Genomic DNA, 21,381 nt, shown 5'->3' with positions numbered 1-21,381 from the left:
CGGAGAACGAGGAAACAATGATGGATAAGAAGCATCGCAACGTGTGGCGTATCGAAACGGGAATCCTGTTTATTGCACTGCTGGTCAGTTTGGCGTTCGGAAGTACGATATATGCGCAAATCCAGTATCCCAGCGGATTTGCCATGGCAATTGATGACATGGGTTGGAACGAAGGCGGCTCTATGGGCGATACCGGTGGCCCGTGGCGAGTCGGTGTCCGGCGCAATTTCGATGTGCGGGATTACCGCCCGATGGTCGAAGTGGGTCGGGAGGTCGGCGTGCGGTTTCAGGGCCTCTTTATTCTGGCGGAAATGGACCGCCTCAACCTGTTACAAGATTACCCGACCACGACGCAGCACGGAGAAGACTTCGACAATACCGCCAACATCGATCCCTCCCAGCTTGCCATGATGGAATATGTCAAAGAGAATGCGGCGTTCCTGGAATTCGGTCTGCACGGTGTCGGGCACGAGCATTGGATTGACGGCAACCGAACCCGCGCAGAGTGGTACAACCTCGAAGACAATAAACCTTGGCCGGAAAAGGATATGCGGGACCACATCGAGGCGTTTAAGAGGATTATGGCCCAGTATAACCTCTCGCCGGAATACGGGCATTCCTTCCCGGAAAGCTTTGTGCCGTGCGCCTACGGCTACTACTGGAACCCCGACGGTGAATACAGCACCGGAGCGCTCATGCGGGAGGACGGCGTGAAATATGCCAACACCCTCTTCCAGCAGATTGAAGAGCTGAGTCCGCCTGAGCCGGGCAGCGGCGGCATCGACCACGGCGTACTGGTGGTAGACCGCCAAAACTTCGGCAATCCCTGGTACGCGATGGCGTCCCTGCCCACGGCGCCTGTCGATAGCTTCCGCACCGATGTCATCGAATCCCACTGGGCGAACTGGCTTGCTTCCGATGATTTTCTGCAGCCCGATCTGAATCAACGCTGGATCGACTTCTTTACAAAGGTGCAGGAGAGCGACCGGTATTACCTGGCGAAGAATACAGAACAGTTTTCCTCGCAGTGGCTGTATAAGCGATATGCCACGGTGGAGGAGCCCAGCGAAGGCACCGTGCGGATCGACAACCGGGAGATGCCGAAAGAGGTCTACGCCAACAATCTGCTGGGGAACATGGTTTTAGCCGTCGCTTTGGAGCCAGGACAGCATGTGAGCGCCGTAACGCTGGACGGCCAACCTATCGCCGCCTACTACGAGGCCGGTGGATTCGGGTTTCTCTATCTGCCCGAACTGGACCGGGATCGCTACGAACTGCGCTACTCCCTGGGCAAAGAGCGAATCCGGCCGTCGATAAACCTGACCGGAACGTATAACGTGTACACCTGGAAGCCGGGAAAAAAACAGTCCGTCATAGATTTACAGATGTACGGAACGCAGGAGTTGGAAATATACACCGACAGATCGCCTGCAGAGATCATGTCGCAGAATCCGCGTCTGGTCGTCCGGGGTTATCGATATTCTGAAGAAGAACAGGTCCTGTCGGTGACGATTGCCGGCAGAAATATCCAGGGGGAACGGGGAACAATTATTATAAAGCACTGACAACATAACTTTGCAACATCACTGGGGATTGGGGAACGAGGGAAAAGCACTGTCCCCCGAGAGATCTACTGCTTGACGGCTGATACAACGGGGAGAACCAACACTTCTATTTTCGCTGTCTGAGTTCGGCGTATCTCTGTAGCAAATCCCGCAAGAACAAAGGTAAAATCATCTATGAAAAAATTCGGGTTTTTTCTGATTCTTACGCTCATTTTCGCCGGCGACGGATCGGCACAGACCGTCTCGTTCGAGAAGCCACGGGTCGGCATCGTCATCAGCAAAACCAATGTCGAGCACCGGTGGGGCCGTGACTCAAATGGCGGGACATGGCTGGGCCGGGGACAACTGTTGTCCCTGTCGCCTGACGGAGGGTTGCTGATGAATACGGCGAAGCAGCATTGGAGGGAATCCGGGGAAATCGTTGGGCAATTCATGCCGATGCACTTGTAAAACTTTGGCAGCCGGAAATGCATAACTTTACGATCGACTACACGAATTGGATGGTCCGGGAGGGTTCCGAGACGGAAGATGAAATAACGCTGCACATCCAGCCGGGTGGAATCGGAGAGCCTGAGTTTAGATTCCGGAGTGATAAGCAGCCGGAATCAATATATCTGGACAGGACAAAATTACAATGGAATAAAGAAAGCCAAAGAAATGTGTTTAAGTTAGTTTTTTCGGGAAAGCGGGATTCCGGCAGAATAACAATCCGCTTTAAAGATTGAGTAAAAACAACATCGACAGAAAGAAAGATAATGAAAGTTCAGAATTTAAAATTTTCATGTCGTTTGAGGGGTAGAAGGATATCCCGCTTGAGTTTACAAGACAATCAAGCGGGGGATATATTATAGCTTGCTTTCGATATGAAAGCCATATATATTGGGATCGAAAGAAAATATAACCTTTCCGCGTTTCATTCAATTTGACATATGCCAAAAAGCTGGGTGTAGGGATTTCTTTAAATTTCAAACGAAGAATGCAATTTAATTAAGGGAGGTAATAGTATGCAAAAAACAACCAAAGTTTTTGTTTTATTTGCCCTTGTCTTTTTACTCCTGTTAACATTGGTGCAAACAACCTGGGCCGCTTCTACCGGGAAAATTGCGGGACAAATTGTTGATCAGGAGACAAATGAGCCGCTTCCTGGGGTGAATGTAGTTATTCAAGGAACTAGCTTGGGCGCTGCGACAGATACCGATGGCTCCTATTTTATTATCAATATTCCTCCCGGAAATTACCAGGTGAGAGCCAGCATTATTGGATATGCCACCGTGTTGAAAGAAAATGTCCAGGTGAGCATAAATCAAACTACTAACGTGGACTTCAATATGGTGCAGGAGAGCATTCAAGGCGAAACCGTTGTCGTGGAAGGAGAACGGCCGGTAATCCGTCATGATGTGTCTTCCAGCCAAAATATTGTTACCAGCGAATCAATCGAGAGTCGCCCGGTGGACAATTTGGAAGAAGTGCTATCCGCCGAAGCGGGAATACAACTGAGCGCCGGCACAGAGGGTACAGGTCTGGTAGTTCGTGGCGGCGGCCTGAATGAGACGGATATTGTTATTGACGGACTTTCCACTCGGAATAAAAGAACCCAACAGCCGATGACCACCATTAACCTTTCGGCAGTGCAGGAAATCGAAATTCTGACAGGTGGATTTAACGCCGAATACGGCGACATTCGCTCAGGTATGGTTAACGTTGTGACCAAGGAAGGCAGCATGGACCGGTATTCTCTCAGTTTGAACGCACGGACCAGCCCGCCTGCTCGTAAGCATTTTGGTCCCAGCCCGTTCGGCATCAATGGTCCATTTTGGCAGGTCTATGCCGGGCAGGATGCTTTCGGAGGGGTCTCCCAGGAGATGGTGGACAATGGTGAATACCCGTTTACTTTTGTGGGTTGGAACCAAGTTAGCCGGCAGTATTTGGCTGATGCCGATCCAAACAACGATATGACGCCGCAGGCCCTGCTTGAATTGTGGAAATGGCAGCATCGTAACCGGGAGTACGCGAATGAACCGGATTACATTGTTGACGGTGCACTCAGCGGACCCATTCCAGGGACTCCGGTTGCTTTTATGCTTTCCGAACGTTACGAAAATTTGCAATTGGTTTATCCTTTTAGCAGAAATAATTCAATGTCCAGTACAACTTTGTTGAAGCTGACCACCCACCTGAGCCCCCAGATGAAATTATCTTTTATGAACAATTTTATGCTGCAACGGGGAGTCAGTGGTTCAATTTATGACGATACCAACGGTCTAATTACCGGTACCCGGCAGGGAACCGAATATGGCAGGGATGCTTTTTACTGGCGCTATATCTGGCACGATGCCAGTTACAACCCGGCCGAAATTCGTCAGTACAGTGGAGGGCTGTCGCTCAACCATGTTTTAAGCACTCGCACGTTTTACGATGTGAACCTGGAATATACAAATTATCAGATTACACAGGAGCCCATAGGGTTGCGCGATACGACCGGGATTAAAAATATTGCCGGTCGATGGTATGATGAGCAGCCGTTCGGATATGTTGGAAGCCAGATCGGTTCCATAACCGAAAAATATGGAGTGCTAGGTGATTTCCTGATGTCTGGCGGGGGAAGAGGACAAGATCACTCCCGTTACTGGGGGATCCAATTAACCGGCGACCTGGTTTCTCAAATTAATAAACATAACCAGGTCAAAACAGGTATTACGGTTGACTATACGGAATTCCGCGAACGAAGGGAGATTAACCACGGTGCGACGACCCAACCTTTTGATGAAAATCCGACCAATTGGTGGTACTATAATTCCTCTCCCGTTAAATTGGGTGCCTACATTCAGGATAAATTAGAATATGAGGGAATGATTGCCAATATCGGAATCCGGGCCGATTATCTCCAGCCTGGTATAAATCCCTATAATTTAAACCCTAGTTATATTTATTCCCATCTTCCATATGATCTTGAAAGTTTTAGGGCGGATTCGAACAGTTTTTCGCAATATAAAATCAACGACGAATCATATAAGCTCTATCTGAGTCCGCGCCTGGGAATAGCACATCCGATTACCACTACCAGTAAGATCTTCTTTAACTACGGGCATTTTTACCAGCCGCCGGTCACAGATCAACTTTATACTGTGAGGCCGTCCGGAAGCGGTGCCGAACTACCCAACATAAATGCAGACTGGCCCAGAACAGTATCTTATGAAATAGGATTTGAGCAAAGCGTGGCTAACGATTTTCTGATTCATTTTATGGGATATTATAAAGACGTTTCAGATCAACTCACCAGACAGACAATTGTCCCATTTGATAATGAGAGCGTAGTTACGACTTGGGCAAACAACAGTTATGCTGATATTCGTGGTCTGGAATTTAAAATAGAGCGCCGGGTTGGGCGTTTTTGGTATGGCTGGGTCCAACTGGATTATTCGATCAGAAGCACGGGACGGACGGGTTATCGCTATCTTTATGAAGACCGCCAGCTCTCTGAGCAGCAAAGCGAACAACCCCTTCAAACCAGAAACTGGCCGGTTCCATCCGTGTTTTCTAATATGACCTTCCGGACTCCCCAAGATTTCGGTCCCTCATTGGTTGGAATCAAATTTTTAGGTAATTGGCAATTGAATATTTTACAGGAATGGTCTGATGGTGGGAAACAAAATCTGACTCCCCAATCAGCGCCTAGCGAACAGCATTGGGCGGATGTCATTGATTACTGGAATACCGATATACGGGTAGAAAAACGTTTCCAGTTTAACAGGACCCGCTTCAGTGTATATATGCAGGTTAAAAACCTGTTTAACTACAAAGGGTTTCCAAACCCGTTGTACTGGAACAGGTATGTTGATTCCTTGCATTTCCCATGGGAAACCGGTGATCAAAAAGGTAATGATAAACTGGGTGATTATAAGCAAGACTACATCGACCTTGGTTGGAACACCTGGTCGCAATTTGTTAATCCACGGGATATCTTTTTCGGCATAAGGATACAGATGTAAAGCCGGATTATTGGATGCATAAAAACTTGCGAAAACAAAGGAGATAAACACTTATGAAGCGATATGGAATTAAGAAATGGCTTCCCATTGTATCCGGTTTTGTCTTTCTCTTGCTGAGCATGATGGGATCTCGCACACTTTTTGCCCAAGCCCGCACTCATGATATGGGAGATTTTAAACTGCGCATGGAAGCCAGGGATGCAATCAATACTAATAGTGTAGATCCGACCGGTGAGTGGCCCCAGGATTATTTCCGCTACGGCAATATTGTTTTCTATTACAGTGGCGTGACGGTTGGAACCTGGGTTGACTCATTGGGTGAAGTTCATTCCAAGGAGCAATTCCTTGAAGGGCCGGTCTCATATAATCGAGCCGACCCATATGGCATCAAGGAATATCGTCGTCATCTGCCCCCGGAAGTGTGGGTGTACTCAAAAGGACAAATGCAGCTCTCTTCCAGGAAATTCAACGGTACGGTAGATGAGGATCTTCCTTCGGATGAGATGATTGAGGTGCACTATAAAATGATGCCGGGCTTCGATGTCGTGAAAAGATCCTATTCATATACCAACCCCAATCATGATGATTACGTTATTGTTAATATGAAATACAAATGCACTTTTGATTGGGATGATGATCCGGATCCGGATACCGACACTGATCAAACAATTTCAGATGTATATTTTCTTGTCGGTTACAGCTTTCAGACGGCCGAGGGGACATACATCACCTATTCCCGCTGGTATGAAGAAGGCAAGGATGACTGGGCAACTTACGAAAGCATGCCTTCCACGCTAGTTCCCGATGGAAGAGAACTGATGGTGTCTTATGGTTGGGATGGAGATCACCCCGATATTAATGAGTTTGAAGCGGGTGGCCTCGAATTTGACGATACCGGTGATCCGCGATATGCAATCGGATCCGGAGGCGGTTCGCCAATGCCGTCAGGTGAATTTGTTTCTTCAGCATATAGCGGATTTTCCGCCTTGCACGTGGATAACTCGGTCACTGATAAAACCGATAATCCGGCGCAACCCATTTCAATCATTGGAAATATTAGTGTATATAACGTGTGGGATACTGATTTCACGGGCTTTGCCTCAATTTGGGACTGGGCTTCTTCCGGCACACGCCAGACAGTTGAAGAGCAGTCCGGCTGGCCAGATGATGCTTCCGCCCAAGAGGCTGAGTTTCCATTTCAGGCATTTGGTCCCTACGATTTCAATTTAGGTGATTCGGTTGAAATCGCTTATGTGGTCGGTGCCAATGGTATTTCTAGAGAACTGGCGGTTGAGAAAGGGTTGGAATGGCGTGACTGGTATCGGGGAGAATCGGGAGCTACATTTGACAACAATGCCAAGAACGAACTCCTTGCTACTGGCAAAGACTCACTGTTCCAGACCATGGATCGGGCTTATTGGGCATTTCAACGCGGCTATGATATTCCTGATCCGTTGCCTACTCCTGATTTAACAGTCGAGTCCGGGCCGAATGTAATCTATCTGGAGTGGCAGGACATGTCCGGGGAAGGAGATCCCGATACCGGTGTGCCAGACCTTGATCATTATAATATCTATCGCAAGCGAGGCGCCTTTACCGTAGATACCTACGATGAGCTAAAATCAGATGGAACTCACTTGGTCTGGAGAAAAGTCGCTGAGGTGTCGAAAGATGTAAACACTTACGAAGACAGTGACGTGGTAAGAGGTGAGCCCTACCACTATGCGGTGACAACGGTGGATGATGGGACGCAAAATACTGACGGCTTGTTTGCTGGTCAGAAGCTGGAAAGCTCGAAGTACACCAACCGTTCCGAGATTGCTGCGTATGCTTTTGAACCGGGCGAACCTACCGCAGACGGGGTGCGTATTGTTCCGAATCCCTATATTACAAAAGCGGGTGATTACAACTTTACAGAAGCAGGCGATATGGTGCTTTTCGTTAACCTACCGCCTTACTGCACACTGCGGATTTTTACGGTAGCCGGCGATTTGATTAAGACCATTAATCATGTGAGCGGAAGCGCTGATGAAAGTTGGGATTTGGTAACTGAGTCAAATCAACTAGTTGCCAGCGGCGTCTATATTCTGCAAGTGGACGACGCAAAAAATATTGACGAGAAGCCGATTCCTGGCAGCATTGAAAAATTTGTAGTTGTGAGGTAATTCAAATGTTTTCAAAAATAGCAAAAAGACAAAATCAGAACTGCCGGGAGGAATAAAATGAAAAAAATGAAAAACATCAAAAATTTAATTTTGATTGTGATGTTGGCAGCCTCAATACCTCTGCAGGCTGCCGGCTTGAAGAAAGTTGCCCAGTCAGGCATGCAGTGGTTATCCATACCTGTTGGCGCGCGCGCGGCCGCTCTTGGTGGTGCATATACTGCTGTTGCCAATGACGCCAGTTCCATTTTCTGGAATCCGGCGGGAGTGGCCTTGAGCAATGGCGGCAATTTATTCATCGCACAAACGAATTGGATCGCTGATATCAATGTGAACGCCGCGTCAGTTTCTTATGATGCTGGTGGATTAGGCTATTTTAGCGCCAGCTTTGCGGGGGTTGATTGGGGCGTTTTCCATGGAACCCGACGCAGCGAAACATCGGCAGGTTTTGTGGAGACAGGCGAATTTTCTCCCACAAATTGGGCAGCCGGTATGGGATATGCCCGGCGCGTAACAGACCGCTTTGCAATAGGCGGACATTTACGTTATCTGCATGAAAATCTGGGGTCCACCCTGGAAGGAACAATGGACGCTGGCACAGAATACACGGCCAAAACGAGTCTCATGGCTTTTGATTTCGGAACGATTTACTACACCGGTTTCAAGGATTTACGCCTAGCAATGAGTCTTCAGAACTTCTCTGAGGAAAAGAAATACCGCGAAGCCCATTTCCCCCTTCCGTTGACATTTAAATTTGGAATCGCAATGGATATGACCAGCTTTTGGACTTCTGAATCTCCCCACAGCGTTTTGCTGTCTGTCGATGCGATTCATCCCAGGGATTATACGGAACGGATGAATTTCGGTCTGGAATATGGCTTCAAAAACATGTTCTTTTTGCGCGGCGGTTACAAGACCAACTACGATGAGGAAGATTTTACGGTGGGTGGTGGCTTGAACTACGAAATAGGCGGTTTTGCGCTGGGGATCGATTATAGTTATCTTCAATTCCAGCATTTCGATGCAGTGCAAATGTTCACCGTAAATTTTCATTTTTAAGGCAGGTAAATGAATATGCCAACTAAACGGTATTTTTGAAATGATTTTATTTAAAATTATTCGGAGGATTTTGGTATGAAATATAAAAGATCATGGGGAATGCTCAGTTTTACCTTGATTATCGGTATGGTTCTATTTTCCTGTTCGGCGCCAGACGAGCCGACATATGGGGAAGACCATCCGGATCCCAATCCGACCGGTAAGGCCGCACCCCAGGTTGATTCTTTGAGTTCTGGCGAGGGCTACCTGAAAGACGTCATAAAAATATACGGCAGTGGTTTTAGTGCCACGCCGGAATACAATTTGGTCGCATTTGGAAAAAGTGTAGGCAAAATTATTTCAGCAACTGCCAGTGAACTGACCGTTCAGACACCAAACCTGTCAAATGACACAGTGGATGTTCTTGCTAGCGTTAAAGGTTCGGAATATTGGAGCCAGCCATTGTCATTTATTTTCAAGAATACGCTTAAGACAATTGATGAAGAAATCGTCTGGCCCAATGGCGTAGCGGTTGATGGGGACGGCAATGTTTATATCGGATCGGCAGACGCCGGTGCTATTTACAAAGTTACACCGGATGGGGTGAAATCCGAATTCGCATCGGTGCCCGTTAGTGGTTCAATCGGGTTTGGTCCCGATAATTATCTTTATGTTTGTGAGCAGGGTGAAGATAAAATCGAGAGAATTTCCCCAGACGGTTCAACAATAGAAGAAGTAGTTTCGGTGCCCGGTCCCGTTGATTTCGATTGGGATGAAAATGGGAACATGTATATTGTAGAAAACGGAACCGGGATCCATAGGCTGGACACATCCGGTTCCCTTACCTATATGGCTGATCTTTCCACGGCGAAGTGCAGCCGCGTATTCGGTAACTATTTGTATGTAACCGCCATCTGGGCTGGGAAAATATCCCGGTTCGAGATTACGAGCGACGGTTTGGGAGACGAAGAAGTTGTTATGGAAGAAATGGATTCCCCTCTTGGAATCGAATTTGACGCTGAGGGAACCATGTACTACACCTTAGCCTGGGAAACCAGTCTCTACACTCTGCAAGAGGACGGAACCGAGGAAGTGTTATATGAGGGCGAATTGATGACCCCGATGCATTATATCAACTTCCATGGTAAGATAATGTACATCGTTTACCCGGGTTGGGGCGGTGTTGGGGAGACGATGAGCGCTTATATTGGTGTGGAACAGGCGCCAAATTATGGCTTGCAGTTCTAACACTTTCTGAACAGGCCGTGCATTTACCATGAGTATGAGTGCACGGCCATTCGGTTTGGAGATATAAAAAAGATTCGGTAGTTCATAAATGAGATTTTTGTTGATTCTTTTTACGGGTGTTATCCTCTGTCCCGGTTTAATTAACCTCTCTTTTTCTCAAAGCAAAGGCGGGCACTGGCAGTTTGAGAATAACGGACTCGATTCGGCAGTTTGGGATGGTTTTGATAATAATGGATCCTTACAGGGTAATGCCATCTATAGCAACGTGCCACCCTTGCAGCAGGGGATGGACTATCTCTCCCTGGATACAGTATTTACCCATGATTACTTTAAAGTGGAAGACAGTAACGACCTAAATTTTACCGATGAAAATATCGGAATTTCTGCCTGGATTTATCCATTAGTTTTAAATGATGTTCATTTTCTGGTGAATAAGGGAAGGCAGGACTCAAATCCAAAAACGACTAATTATGCATTGCGGATTTCAAAATCAAATAATTTGGAGTTTCTTATCCGGGATGCCGGTAACCAGGCCCAAACCGTGGCATCAAGTTTTACCATTCCGGTTAATCAGTGGACATTTGTAGCCGCCTATTACGATTATAGCCTGGGGAAGGTATTTATGTGGAACACACCGTCCGCATCCGCCACGGATACTATGGATTTTATCCAGCCGCTGATTCCCAATAGCGATCCGCTTTCGGTTGGTTCCTGGTACCGGGCGGATCCAAACAGCCCGTCAATAAAAGATTTTGAAGGGCGAATGGATGATGTAAGGATAAGCGGTCGGCTGGAGGATGTGGTACCGGCGGTCACAGGCATCTCAGTTAATCAGGAACAGGCGTCTAGTAAAGAAAAAATCAGCCTGGATGTATTCCCAAATCCGGTGCAGCTTTCAAACTCCCGAAGCAACGTGACCATTCAGTTCAAGATTTTTCAGCCGGAGGAGGTCACTGTTTCAGTTTATAATATCCTCGGTCAAAAGATATTTTATGCGGCACCCGGTATCGCAGCTCCGGAAAACCGAATCATCTGGGATATGAAAGGTTTCAACGGCAATTTGGTAAGTTCCGGTTTCTACTTTATTCATATAAAGACAAGAAGCGTAAGCAGTATTCGCAAAATCCTGATATTGGAATAGTAAAAAAGCATGAAGGAAGTACGGTAACGCTGACGTATGGCATCAGAATAAATGAGCAAACAGCAAAATATTTTAATCGAGTTGACAAGCAAGCCATTCCTGTTACAACGGGGATCAACGCCTTTTATTATTCCCGCGTTTGGGGCAACTGTTAATGCGTAAAATATTGGTTTTAGTTTTATTCTTTGTATCCGGTTTTACCGGCTTGGTTTATGAAATAGTTTGGACAAGGATTTTCGGGTTGATTTTTGGCAATACCACTCTTGCCATTAGCACCGTACTGGCGGCGTTCATGCTGGGATTGGCTCTGGGAAGCCGCAAATTCGGAAAAACCGGAGACCACCTGAAAAACCACCTGCGCACCTATGCCCTCCTTGAACTGGGAATTGGCATTTCCGCTCTCCTGGTTCCGGGGCTGAAAGGAAGCCTGGAAGCGCTTTTTGCCCTCATTTATCCCTCGCTGCAAACTGTTCCCTTCCTATTTTACCTAATAAAATTCGCAGTGGCTTTTACGGTGATGTTACCAGCTACATTTCTGATGGGTGGAACATTGCCGGTCATCAGCCATGTGGTGGTTACCCACCGGGAGAAAATCGGCCTGGGTTTTGGGGTGCTCTATAGCCTAAACACCCTGGGAGCGGTCTGCGGGACATTTTTAACCGCTTTTTTTCTCATCCGTACTTTGGGAGTAGTTGAATCCATTTTCCTGGCAGTCGCTTTGAATATCCTGATCGGACTGGCAGCGTTAGGTATTTTCCGGTTTTCAAGAAAAATGAAGACTGGCGAGATTCATGAGAAGATCTCCGAACCAGCCATTGATTCCACACATTTGCGCTTCATACTGTGGATTATGGCGCTCTCCGGTTTCACGGCGCTTTCCTATGAAGTGCTGTGGAGCCGTATTCTGGTATTTTTAATGACCAATTCGGTTTATGCCTTTGCGGTGATGCTCACCACGTTTCTGTTCGGCATCGCAGTTGGATCATATTTTGGCGGAAAAGCAGCCGATCGCTCAAAGAACCGCATTGCCCTTTTAGGTTGGACAGAAGTCGCAATGGGAGCCACAGCGTTTTTGGCTGCTTACTTGTTAATTCAATTGCCGGCTATCCATGAAAAGATTTTGACTTTTGGGCCCGGAACAAGCTGGTTGCAGTTCAATGGTGTTCGCTTTCTGGAAGCCTTTATTATCATGTTTCCATCTACTTTTTTGATGGGTGCTGCCTTTCCGGTAGCAGGCCGTATCCTGGTGCGGGATCTTTCGGGGATGAGCGCCGGTTTGGGCCGGCTCTACTTTTCCAATACCATTGGTGGCGTTTTTGGCTCCTTTCTTACCGGCTTCATTTTTATCTCAATTATCGGAACATCGGCGACTATGATTGCGATGGTTGTAATCAACCTTTGCCTCGGAATTGTTCTGCTTGTTCCCCGCAAGAAGCAATTTTCCCGAAAAAATACGGCTTTCGTTTCTGCTGGCGGAATTGCGGCCTTTGTTTTGGTGATGAACCTGGTTCCGACAACCATATTCACACCAGTCTATGCTTCAATTGAAAAAGGGTATCCCATTATCGATGTCCGGGAAGGTGTGGAAGGGACAGTCACTGTTCATCAGGCCGATTTGCCCATGCAGCATACGAAACGAATTGACGTGGATGGTTTGAATGTAGCGGGAACCAGCTTCATGCTGCGAACACTGCAAATCTTACAGGGAAATCTGCCCCAGTTTGTAAATCCGGATGCGCGCATGGTATTGCAAATTGGTTTTGGCACCGGGCAAACTTCCCATTCGGCGTTGCTTCATCCGATCGAAAAATTGACCCTGGTGGAGATTTCCAGGGAAGTGATGGACTTAGCAAAGCTCCATTTTTCTGAAATCAACGGAGGAGTGCTCCGGGATCCCCGGTTTAATTCCACAATTTTGGATGGAAAGAATTTTGTAAAATACACGCCCGAAAAATATGACGTCATTATGAACGACGCCAACTACGCAGTTGCCACCCCCAGCGCCAGCCTGTTTACCCGCGACCATTTTGAATATTGCCGGCGAAAACTTGAACCGGGCGGTATTCTCTCCACCTGGATGACCACCGACCTGGATCCCAAAGATTTTGATATCGTGTTGAAAACTTTTCAATCTGTTTTCCCATATTCACTGATGTGGATGGCGCCTAATTCTATTAACAAGCAGGTGGTGTTAATGGGATCGACCGAGCCCATTAATATCGATTTTCAGGAAATTGAGAAGAAACTTTCCGATCCTCAGATCAGGAACGACCTTGCCGCGATCAATATCAAATCAGCCTACGATCTTCTGGACTGTTTGGTGCTGGATTCTCGGGGAATTAACCAGATCAGCCAGGATGCACCGGTGAACAGCGATGATCACCCCATTCTGGAATATTCTACCCGGTCAATTCGGTCCAGGGACATGTCCGCTGCTCAGAATCTGGCAAAAATTCTAACTCGCCGTCCGGACGTAGAAGGACTTCTGGTCAATCTTCCGGAAGATTCGGTGGCTAAAGAAAATGTTGAAGAAAATCTACGGCGTCATGAATTGGCCTCAGTTGAATTTTTGCGGGGAATGCTGGCATTTTATCAGGGACAGCCGAAGGAAGGCATGGAAATTTTGCTGAACGGTTCACGCCTGGTGCCAAAAAGTAAAATCGCTTCTCAATTCTTTAAGGATATGGATATTGTAACCACGCAATTGGCGGTCACTGCGCAGCAGAACCCCGACAATCCCGGTGCGCAGCTCCAACTTATCCGGCAAAGGATTTCTCAATCAAATTATGAGGAGGCGCTACAGCATCTGCGGGCGCTTAAGAGGCGCTTTCCTGAAAATCCACTGATTTATTACGAGAGCGCCCGCTGCTATCTTTCACAATCAAAATTAGATTCGGCAAAAATGGTTCTCGAAAAATCATTAGAATTGAATCCCGACATGTCCGGCTCATGGTATTTCCTGGGCGAGATATTTCGTCGCCAAAACCGTTTTGAAAAGGCTTTGGATGCCTTCCGAAAAGCCGTGCAAATCGATCCCCGAATTTATGAAGCGCTCAACGGAAGCGCGGTTGTCTATAAATCGCAGGGAGACTTCGCCCGCGCAGCAAAGCTTTTCCAACAATCCCTTGAGCAAATGGAATATCAACCGGAGGTGGCAGCAGAGCTGGGGGATTGCTACCTGAATCTGAAAGACTATTTGCGGGCGATAGATAATTACAATAAGGCACTATCCATGGGCAATTCTTCGCCAAAATTGCTTTTTAATCTTGGAACTGCATTTTCGCTTTCCGGGCGGTACAACGAAGCAGAAAAATACTTTAAAAATGCCCTGTCCCGGGATGATTCCAATCCTGAGATTTATTACAACCTTGGAAATCTCTACGCAATACAGAACCAGTTCCACAAGGCGATTCCCCTTTACAAAAAGGCCATCGCTCTCAATAAGAATGAACCGGATTATTTTAACAACCTTGCCATGTGTTATCGCCGCATGGGAAAATTACAGCAGGCGCTGGATGTTTTTGATAAGGGGTTGCAGTTATATCCGGATTCACCGTTGCTGGTGAAAAATGCCGAAGAAACCAAAAAATCATTGATATCAAAATAGCTTTGCAGGAAGGGAAGAATGAAGCTGAAAAATCTGAGAAATCTGGCCGTCATTATGGGGGGGATATTACTATTGAGTTGTGCGCCGTCCCAAAAATTTTCCGCCGAAGCGCCGCAGCCAGGTAAATCGCTGCTGGTTGGAGCAATCCTGGTGGAAAACGTTGGATTGGAGGATGTTTATGAAGCAAAGACCGCTAATATTAAAGTCGTGATAATAGGAAAATCCGCAGAAAACGGGAGAGAAGTTACGCAGGCTTACCATGTGAAAACCAATGCTGACGGCTATTATATGATTCAGAATGTGCCCCCGGGTGCTTACGTGCTAAAGGGTATTGAGGTGGACCTGGGTTATGAAACACGGATGATAATTTCGTCCCGGTGGGAAGGGAACACGCAGCAATACTATCCTGTGAGCCTGATGATTGACAACATCGTGCGGGAATGGCCGCCGGCTTCGGATCAGAGGGTGATTGATATGCGAATCCGTTATTTCAGAATTGATGCAGCCAAACGCATTATGTACGATGATATAGAATCGCTGAGTAATGCTAAACTGGCCATCACGGATAAGCGCTATACCATGCCCGACCCGGAAGCTTATTTTCGTGAGAAATTCCCGGATTGGGGCTGGTTTAGTGCCAATTGATTCGAATCATCTAATGCGCAACCCGGCATTCGGTTGCTTAACTATACCTGGGCTGGAGAGATTTACAGCAGGAGCCGGGTAACTGAGCCTGAATGACCACTGGAAACTGCCATTCGAACTAACCGAAAAATATGGTAAACGGGTTGGATTCCGGGACACGCCATGCCGGATTTTGTCACGGAAAAAACGCCGATGGTGAAACTGGGTAAAACGGATTGAACGGGCTATCCCGGAGAAGTCCATTATGCGACCCGTTATGATCATCCGGATGTAATGTCTGCTTTTAAGGAATTTGATGATATGCTTGCGGACCGATATGATTTTCATTGAAAATATGCAGATTGAGGCCCTGAGTAACCGCCCTGGATCAGCGCTACTATCGAAAAAAGCATGTCGGACGGATCCAATAATTCATTGGAAATTGTGGAAGGAGTAACGGCCACCGATAATATCATGGCCCACATGAAAAATGTGGGTGCAAACTACGGCTCGCTGTGGAACTGGCACCGGATCCGGCCGGCTGCGTGATGAATTATTACAATCAATACCCCAATGCTATCGAAAATCTGGCCCGTAGCATCGGCTACCGGATGCGGCCTTCCTGGATCTGGAGTTTTCAGGTTGGCGACCGTGTTTGACTGGTCTTCGGCATGGTAAACGATGGTATTGTCGGTGTTCCGGGTGTGCTCTGGCTGACGTTTCTAGACGACAGAAATAATATGCTGAGATCGGGGGATTGGATCCCGGTTATCCGGCAGGCGCGATTGGAGCTTCCTCCGAATGTTCAGTTACCTGGAAAAGTCCGGAGGAGGGATTAAGACTGAAAGCGGAAATCCAGGTAAAAGGTCGCCGTTTTCCGGTGTAATGGTCCTGCTATCAGGAAATCAGCGAAGCCGGCACGCGGATCCTTCGCCGAAATCTGCGATAGAAACGCTGATTGTATCTGGGGTTCTTTTTTTTTGAATACCGACCTCAGAAATTTTAGCCTGGCATACAATTCAATCTGTCTGGGGCAGATCGTTAGTTAAAAACTATCAAATTTCAGAACTGGACATGAAGATGAAAAAAACAATATCCGGGTATTTTTTAAAACACGGTATCATGGTATGCTTTCTTTTAGGTTTTATGGTTAACCTGAATGCGCAAACGGATAAAGATGTCTATCATGTCAAAGAAACGACTGATTTTGATATCTCCGGGAAGGGCAATGCCGACCATTGGCAGCAGGCAGACTGGTTAAAATTATCCCCGCGGGAAGAAAGCAGCTATTTGCAGACCCGGGCAAAGGCGCTTTACTCTGACAGCGGTATTTATTTTCTGTTCCATAACCAGGACCGGAAAATAACCGCGACCATTCAGCAGGATTTTGAAGATTTATGGCATGAGGATGTGGTTGAAGTTTTTCTCTGGACCGACGAGGACTTTCCCATTTATTTCGAGTACGAGCTGTCTCCCCTGAACCGCGAACTGGTGCTCCTGATTCCCAATCTCAAGGGTAATCTGCTGGGCTGGAGACCATGGCATTACGAAAGAAAACGGCTTACCCGACATAAAGTCTGGATTGACAGTTCAGATGCGATGGAAAAACAAATTCATTGGCTGGCTGAATTTTTTATTCCCTATGAATTGCTCGAACCACTCGGCAACGTGCCACCGGAATCCGGAACCCGCTGGCGGGTGAATCTTTATCGTGTTGATCACGACCTGGGTCATTCTGAGAGCTGGGCATGGCAGCCGGTAGAAGAACGATTTCACGAATATAAAAAATTCGGCACTTTCATCTTTGAATAACCGAAAAAACGGGTAGGAGGAATTACCTATGAAAATGAGTTTAAAGTACTCATTTCGATTTATAATTATGGTTTTAATAGGATTACTGCTTGGCGGATGCGACAGTCAGCCAGAGAATATTCCGAATATTCCCCCAGGACAAAACTGGACCAACTATGTCCGGATTGCCGGACATGGATTGAGTATCGAAAGAGTTGATGATATTATCGACCGGGCAACCGAAACGTATGTCTTCGGTGTTGAAACCGACAACAGTCTCACTGGTTATTATGAGAGTTTTTTAAACCCTGAGGAAAAGTTGAAGGCCATGGAGGTCATGGCTGAGGCAGCCCATAAAGTGGGAAATAAAGTATTTATCTACACCGAGGGACTGGAAACTATTACCGCCAATGCTGATCAGAAAGAGCATACCTTTTTTAAGGATCACCCGGATTGGGTGCAGCGCAATATCGAAGGAGAACCGGCGGTATTCGGCGGTGGTAGCGCTTTCTGGATTGACGAGGGTGATGAGGATGTCTGGATTACGCCCTATGCCGCCGAATGGCGGGAAATGTTTATGGAGCGGATCCGGCAGATTGCCGCTACCGGAATGGACGGTGTGTTTGTGGATATCCCTTACTGGATGACCCATTTCCGGGGATGGGGAGATACCTGGGCCAGTTTTGATGAATACACCGTAGCGGCATTCAAAAAAGAGACCGGTCTGGATGCAAAAAAAGATCTGAAATTGGGCGACTTTAACGATCCGAATTTTATTAAATGGGTGGATTTTCGTATTCGTACCCTCACAGAATTCATGAATGAAGTAGCAGAAAACGGCCGTTCGGTGAACCCTGATTTTATCACCATTGCGGAAATTTATCCCGGTATCGAGGAAGCTGCTGTGCTGGTCGGAGCCGATGTTTATGAGATGTACCAGGTAGTGGATGTGGTGGCACATGAATACAGCGCCGGCGGATATAAATCTGCCGATCGTAATCCCGCTGACTGGTTTGCGTTCATGACCGGGATGTATACCTTCCGGGCTTTCGCGGAAGAAAAAGCATCCTGGATGCTGACCTATTCCTGGGAAGATCATAAAAAAATCACGCCCGAACAGGCTATGGAAAACCTGATGATGTCGCAGTTAATGGCCGGCACCAATTGCTGGGATGCTGCCAATCACGTGATGTCGGGTTCCAATGATTATGAGGTTCGAAAACGAATTTTCAAGTGGATTAATGAGCATGACGGCCCTTTCTACCTGCCACGTAAACCGATAAAACCGGTTGGGGTGTATTTTTCTCAGAAGACCCGCAATTATTTTGTGGATGAGTTTATTCCGTCGTATCGCGGTATGATGTATATGCTGATGCAATCGCACCAGGAATTCCAGATCGTTACCCCCAGAACGCTGGAAAATTTTGGTGGGGAAGTGCTCATTTTACCGGATGTGAAATGTCTGAATGAAACAGAACTGAACCAGTTGAAAAAATTTGTGAATGCCGGAAAAAGCTTGATTGTCACCGGGGAAAGCGGCGCTTATGATTACCGGCGGCAGCTGCGGCCGGAAAATCCCCTGCACAAAATGCTGGGAATTGAGGATACCCGGAAGTTCACAAAATCCGTTTCCGGCAAGAAATTTGTCTATTTTCCCGGACATCCTGGAAAAGCCTATTTTGATTCGATAGAAGAAGAGTTTAATGAAAAGGCATTTGCCGGCGAATCCGCGGATACAGAATTTAATATGCTCCGAAATGATTTTGTTAGGGTAATCACTGAAGACCTTCAATTTCAGCCACGGGTAGAGGTGTCGGCATCCCCGTTTGTTTCCACACAGATCGCGGCAGTGGACGGTAATCCCACTGTTTTTATTGCGAATTTTAAGGGTTTAAAAGCCAAGGAAAATGCAGTTCAGATATCGGAAGAAAATGTGGAGATTCGCTTCCCGGTCGATGCCGGCAGCACCGTTTATCTGCTGCCGTACCTTGGTGAGAAAAAACAGATCGATGCACAGAAAGAGAATGGGGCCCTCACCGTTACCATTCCACGGATTGACAAAGGCGCGGTGGTGTGGGTTGAATAACCGACAGTGCATTTTTATGAATGAATAAATGAAAAGATGATGTGAATTCCGGCAATACATATCGACCGCTAATCATCGGCATGAGCATACTTTTGATCTCCGCTGCTGGTTGAAACAGATATGTCCGGGATTCGTGCGGTGAACGAAGAAACCGATGAGTCTGTTTGCTGCCGGTTGGAATGGAATACCGCAAATGAAGAGACCGGTACAGACAATGCATATGTTATTTTTCCGGTTACTTTGAATGCCAACGAAAAGCAGAGGTATGAGCTAGTTGACATGACAGATCTGACTCCGCCGAAAACGGAGATTTCAGTCGGCGGTAGCGGGTCATATGGGAATTCATGCCATGTGTAACGGTACCATTGAGCACTGGAATCCGGCGTACCGGAGCTGATTCATTCAATTCATAGCGCAGTTTGTTTTTCTGAAATTTAAGATGGAGGAAATATGCAGCAATTTAATAAAAATACACTCCTGACATTTATACTGTTTCTGTTAGCCGCTCATATCTCATTTGCCGCAGAAATCAGTTGGAAAGCCAGCGGCGATAAGGGTCTTGTGGTGGCCGGAAAGCCGCAAGCGGTGGCTGCCGGTATTGAGATATTGCAAGACGGCGGGAATGCCGCCGATGCCGCTGCCTCTGCTCTGCTGGTATTGGGGGTCAAACATATCGGTGCATTTACCATCGGGGGAGAAGTGCCGGTAATCATTCGCGATGTTCGAACAAATGACGTGAAAGTGCTTTCCGGACAGGGAGCGGCCCCACTTGACCCCGAAGCGATTGAGTGGTATCTGGAAAACGGAATCCCGGGCAGCAGCATCAAAGCCGCCGCGGTACCGGCTGTGATTGATCTGTGCGTCACCATGCTGCAGAAGTACGGCACGATTTCTTTTGAAACAGCGGTGGAGCCTACCCTGCGGATTCTGGATGCCGGCGGACCGAGCTGGTATATCGACACCTCCGATGGCGATACAGTGGATACCGGGCGCAACTGGTACGCAGATCTGGCCGGAACATTGCGCAAACTGGTGGAAGCCGAACAAATGGCAATCGGTGACCGGGTGGATAAACTGCAGGCGGTCTCCAATCGATTTTACCGGGGAGATATTGCCGATGCACTGGATGCCTGGTACCGGCAAAAGGGCGGTTTTCTCCGGAAAAAAGATTTAATAGCGCACGTGACGGAGATCGAAGAACCATTGAAGGTCGAGTATAAGGGATATACGGTTTACAAATGCGGTCCCTGGACGCAGGGGCCTTATCTGCTCCAGACGCTCCAATTGCTGAAAGGATTTGACCTGCAAAAAATGGGTCATCTTTCAGCGGACTATATCCATACCGTTACCGAATCCATGAAGCTGGCCCTGGCGGACCGCGATGCTTGGTATGGCGATCCGCTATTTTCAAGTATTCCTATGACGGCCCTGTTGTCCGAGCGGTATAGTGATATCCGTCGTGACTTGATTGACATGAAGAAAGCCTCCGATCAAATTCTTCCCGGAGATCCCTATGGAATGAGAGCACGCAGCCAAATGCCAGTCCCGCAAACCGAACAAGGGGGTACAACCACCCTCTGCGTCTCGGATCGGTGGGGAAATGTGGTGGCCACAACCCCCAGCGGGTTGGGAAGCACTGCCGGATCGGGCGGCGAAACCGGGGTGATTCACGGTGCCCGGCTGGTGAGCCTGAATACCTGGAAGAAACATCCCAACTGCATCGAACCGGGAAAGCGTCCGCGCATCACCCTTACGCCCACTCTTATTATGAAAGATGATAAACCGGTGATGGCGATTAGTATTGCCGGCGGTGATCTGCAGGATCAGGTGGCGTTGCAGTTGTTACTGGATAATATAGAGTTCGGAATGCTTCCGGAAGAAGCGGTAAAGGCACCCCGCTTCGCGACCGGCCATCATACCGGTTCGTTCGGGCAGGATGACCCGGATATTGCCAGCTTACGGTTACAGGCAAAAATTTCTCGGGATGTTACGGATGATCTAAAAAACAGGGGTCATCAAGTGAATGTGAGGAAGGGTGGTATTGGCGGCGCAGCCATGCTTTATATCGATCCTGAATCCGGAAAATCCTACGGTGCGGCTGCTGCCGCCGGAAGCGTGGACTAGAATTTT

General features: G+C 47.5%; 14 protein-coding genes. All 14 read left to right on the top strand.

Annotation, left to right across the window (positions count from 1 at the left end; all coding sequences use genetic code 11):
- Nucleotides 1-17: 17 nt before the first annotated feature.
- The 14 genes from K9N57_14895 (at nt 18) to K9N57_14830 (ending at nt 21,375) form a co-directional block, all read left to right on the top strand.
- Nucleotides 18-1,565: a hypothetical protein gene (locus tag K9N57_14895; GenBank protein MCF7805469.1), complete on the top strand. Its 1,548-nt coding sequence runs from the start codon at nt 18-20 to the stop codon at nt 1,563-1,565.
- A gap of 174 nt (nt 1,566-1,739) precedes the next feature.
- Complete coding sequence (locus K9N57_14890) at nt 1,740-2,015, top strand: hypothetical protein (protein ID MCF7805468.1); 276 nt, start codon at nt 1,740-1,742, stop codon at nt 2,013-2,015.
- 554 nt (nt 2,016-2,569) lie between these two features.
- On the top strand, nt 2,570-5,554 hold the full coding sequence (locus tag K9N57_14885) for a TonB-dependent receptor (GenBank protein ID MCF7805467.1): 2,985 nt from the start codon (nt 2,570-2,572) through the stop codon (nt 5,552-5,554).
- A gap of 53 nt (nt 5,555-5,607) precedes the next feature.
- Nucleotides 5,608-7,719, top strand: a complete 2,112-nt coding sequence (locus tag K9N57_14880; GenBank protein MCF7805466.1) for a hypothetical protein — start codon at nt 5,608-5,610, stop codon at nt 7,717-7,719.
- Nucleotides 7,720-7,776: 57 nt separating this feature from the next.
- Nucleotides 7,777-8,775 (top strand): PorV/PorQ family protein, encoded by a 999-nt coding sequence (locus tag K9N57_14875; protein ID MCF7805465.1) that lies wholly within the window; start codon nt 7,777-7,779, stop codon nt 8,773-8,775.
- A 75-nt stretch (nt 8,776-8,850) separates the two neighbouring features.
- Entirely contained in the window at nt 8,851-10,002 is a 1,152-nt protein-coding gene (locus tag K9N57_14870; GenBank protein ID MCF7805464.1) for an IPT/TIG domain-containing protein, read from the top strand.
- Between the two features lie 88 nt (nt 10,003-10,090).
- Entirely contained in the window at nt 10,091-11,143 is a 1,053-nt protein-coding gene (locus K9N57_14865) for a T9SS type A sorting domain-containing protein (GenBank protein ID MCF7805463.1), read from the top strand.
- Nucleotides 11,144-11,384: 241 nt separating this feature from the next.
- The gene (locus tag K9N57_14860; protein ID MCF7805462.1) at nt 11,385-14,750 is read left to right on the top strand and encodes a fused MFS/spermidine synthase; all 3,366 of its coding nucleotides are present in this window, start codon (nt 11,385-11,387) and stop codon (nt 14,748-14,750) included.
- An 18-nt stretch (nt 14,751-14,768) separates the two neighbouring features.
- Entirely contained in the window at nt 14,769-15,395 is a 627-nt protein-coding gene (locus K9N57_14855; protein MCF7805461.1) for a carboxypeptidase-like regulatory domain-containing protein, read from the top strand.
- A gap of 390 nt (nt 15,396-15,785) precedes the next feature.
- A complete protein-coding gene (locus K9N57_14850) occupies nt 15,786-15,923 on the top strand; it encodes a hypothetical protein (protein MCF7805460.1) in 138 nt (45 codons plus the stop codon).
- Nucleotides 15,924-16,520: 597 nt separating this feature from the next.
- Nucleotides 16,521-17,186: a carbohydrate-binding family 9-like protein gene (locus K9N57_14845; GenBank protein ID MCF7805459.1), complete on the top strand. Its 666-nt coding sequence runs from the start codon at nt 16,521-16,523 to the stop codon at nt 17,184-17,186.
- 28 nt (nt 17,187-17,214) lie between these two features.
- Entirely contained in the window at nt 17,215-19,251 is a 2,037-nt protein-coding gene (locus tag K9N57_14840; GenBank protein ID MCF7805458.1) for a hypothetical protein, read from the top strand.
- Nucleotides 19,252-19,371: 120 nt separating this feature from the next.
- The gene (locus K9N57_14835; GenBank protein MCF7805457.1) at nt 19,372-19,608 is read left to right on the top strand and encodes a hypothetical protein; all 237 of its coding nucleotides are present in this window, start codon (nt 19,372-19,374) and stop codon (nt 19,606-19,608) included.
- A gap of 93 nt (nt 19,609-19,701) precedes the next feature.
- Nucleotides 19,702-21,375 carry a gamma-glutamyltransferase gene (locus K9N57_14830; protein ID MCF7805456.1) on the top strand — a complete coding sequence of 558 codons (1,674 nt, stop codon included), beginning with the start codon at nt 19,702-19,704 and terminating at the stop codon, nt 21,373-21,375.
- Nucleotides 21,376-21,381 lie beyond the last annotated feature (6 nt).

Source organism: Candidatus Neomarinimicrobiota bacterium, from assembly GCA_021734025.1.
GTDB lineage: Bacteria > Fidelibacterota > JAANXI01 > JAANXI01 > JAANXI01 > JAANXI01.
This window is presented reverse-complemented; position numbering and strand designations above follow the sequence as displayed.

Bases quoted from the DNA above. Each gene is read 5' to 3' on its own strand.
- K9N57_14895 (MCF7805469.1), top strand. From the start codon at position 18: ATGATGGATAAGAAGCATCGCAACGTGTGGCGTATCGAAACGGGAATC.
- K9N57_14890 (MCF7805468.1), top strand. From the start codon at position 1,740: ATGAAAAAATTCGGGTTTTTTCTGATTCTTACGCTCATTTTCGCCGGC.
- K9N57_14885 (MCF7805467.1), top strand. From the start codon at position 2,570: ATGCAAAAAACAACCAAAGTTTTTGTTTTATTTGCCCTTGTCTTTTTA.
- K9N57_14880 (MCF7805466.1), top strand. From the start codon at position 5,608: ATGAAGCGATATGGAATTAAGAAATGGCTTCCCATTGTATCCGGTTTT.
- K9N57_14875 (MCF7805465.1), top strand. From the start codon at position 7,777: ATGAAAAAAATGAAAAACATCAAAAATTTAATTTTGATTGTGATGTTG.
- K9N57_14870 (MCF7805464.1), top strand. From the start codon at position 8,851: ATGAAATATAAAAGATCATGGGGAATGCTCAGTTTTACCTTGATTATC.
- K9N57_14865 (MCF7805463.1), top strand. From the start codon at position 10,091: ATGAGATTTTTGTTGATTCTTTTTACGGGTGTTATCCTCTGTCCCGGT.
- K9N57_14855 (MCF7805461.1), top strand. From the start codon at position 14,769: ATGAAGCTGAAAAATCTGAGAAATCTGGCCGTCATTATGGGGGGGATA.
- K9N57_14850 (MCF7805460.1), top strand. From the start codon at position 15,786: ATGTCGGACGGATCCAATAATTCATTGGAAATTGTGGAAGGAGTAACG.
- K9N57_14845 (MCF7805459.1), top strand. From the start codon at position 16,521: ATGGTTAACCTGAATGCGCAAACGGATAAAGATGTCTATCATGTCAAA.
- K9N57_14840 (MCF7805458.1), top strand. From the start codon at position 17,215: ATGAAAATGAGTTTAAAGTACTCATTTCGATTTATAATTATGGTTTTA.
- K9N57_14835 (MCF7805457.1), top strand. From the start codon at position 19,372: ATGTCCGGGATTCGTGCGGTGAACGAAGAAACCGATGAGTCTGTTTGC.
- K9N57_14830 (MCF7805456.1), top strand. From the start codon at position 19,702: ATGCAGCAATTTAATAAAAATACACTCCTGACATTTATACTGTTTCTG.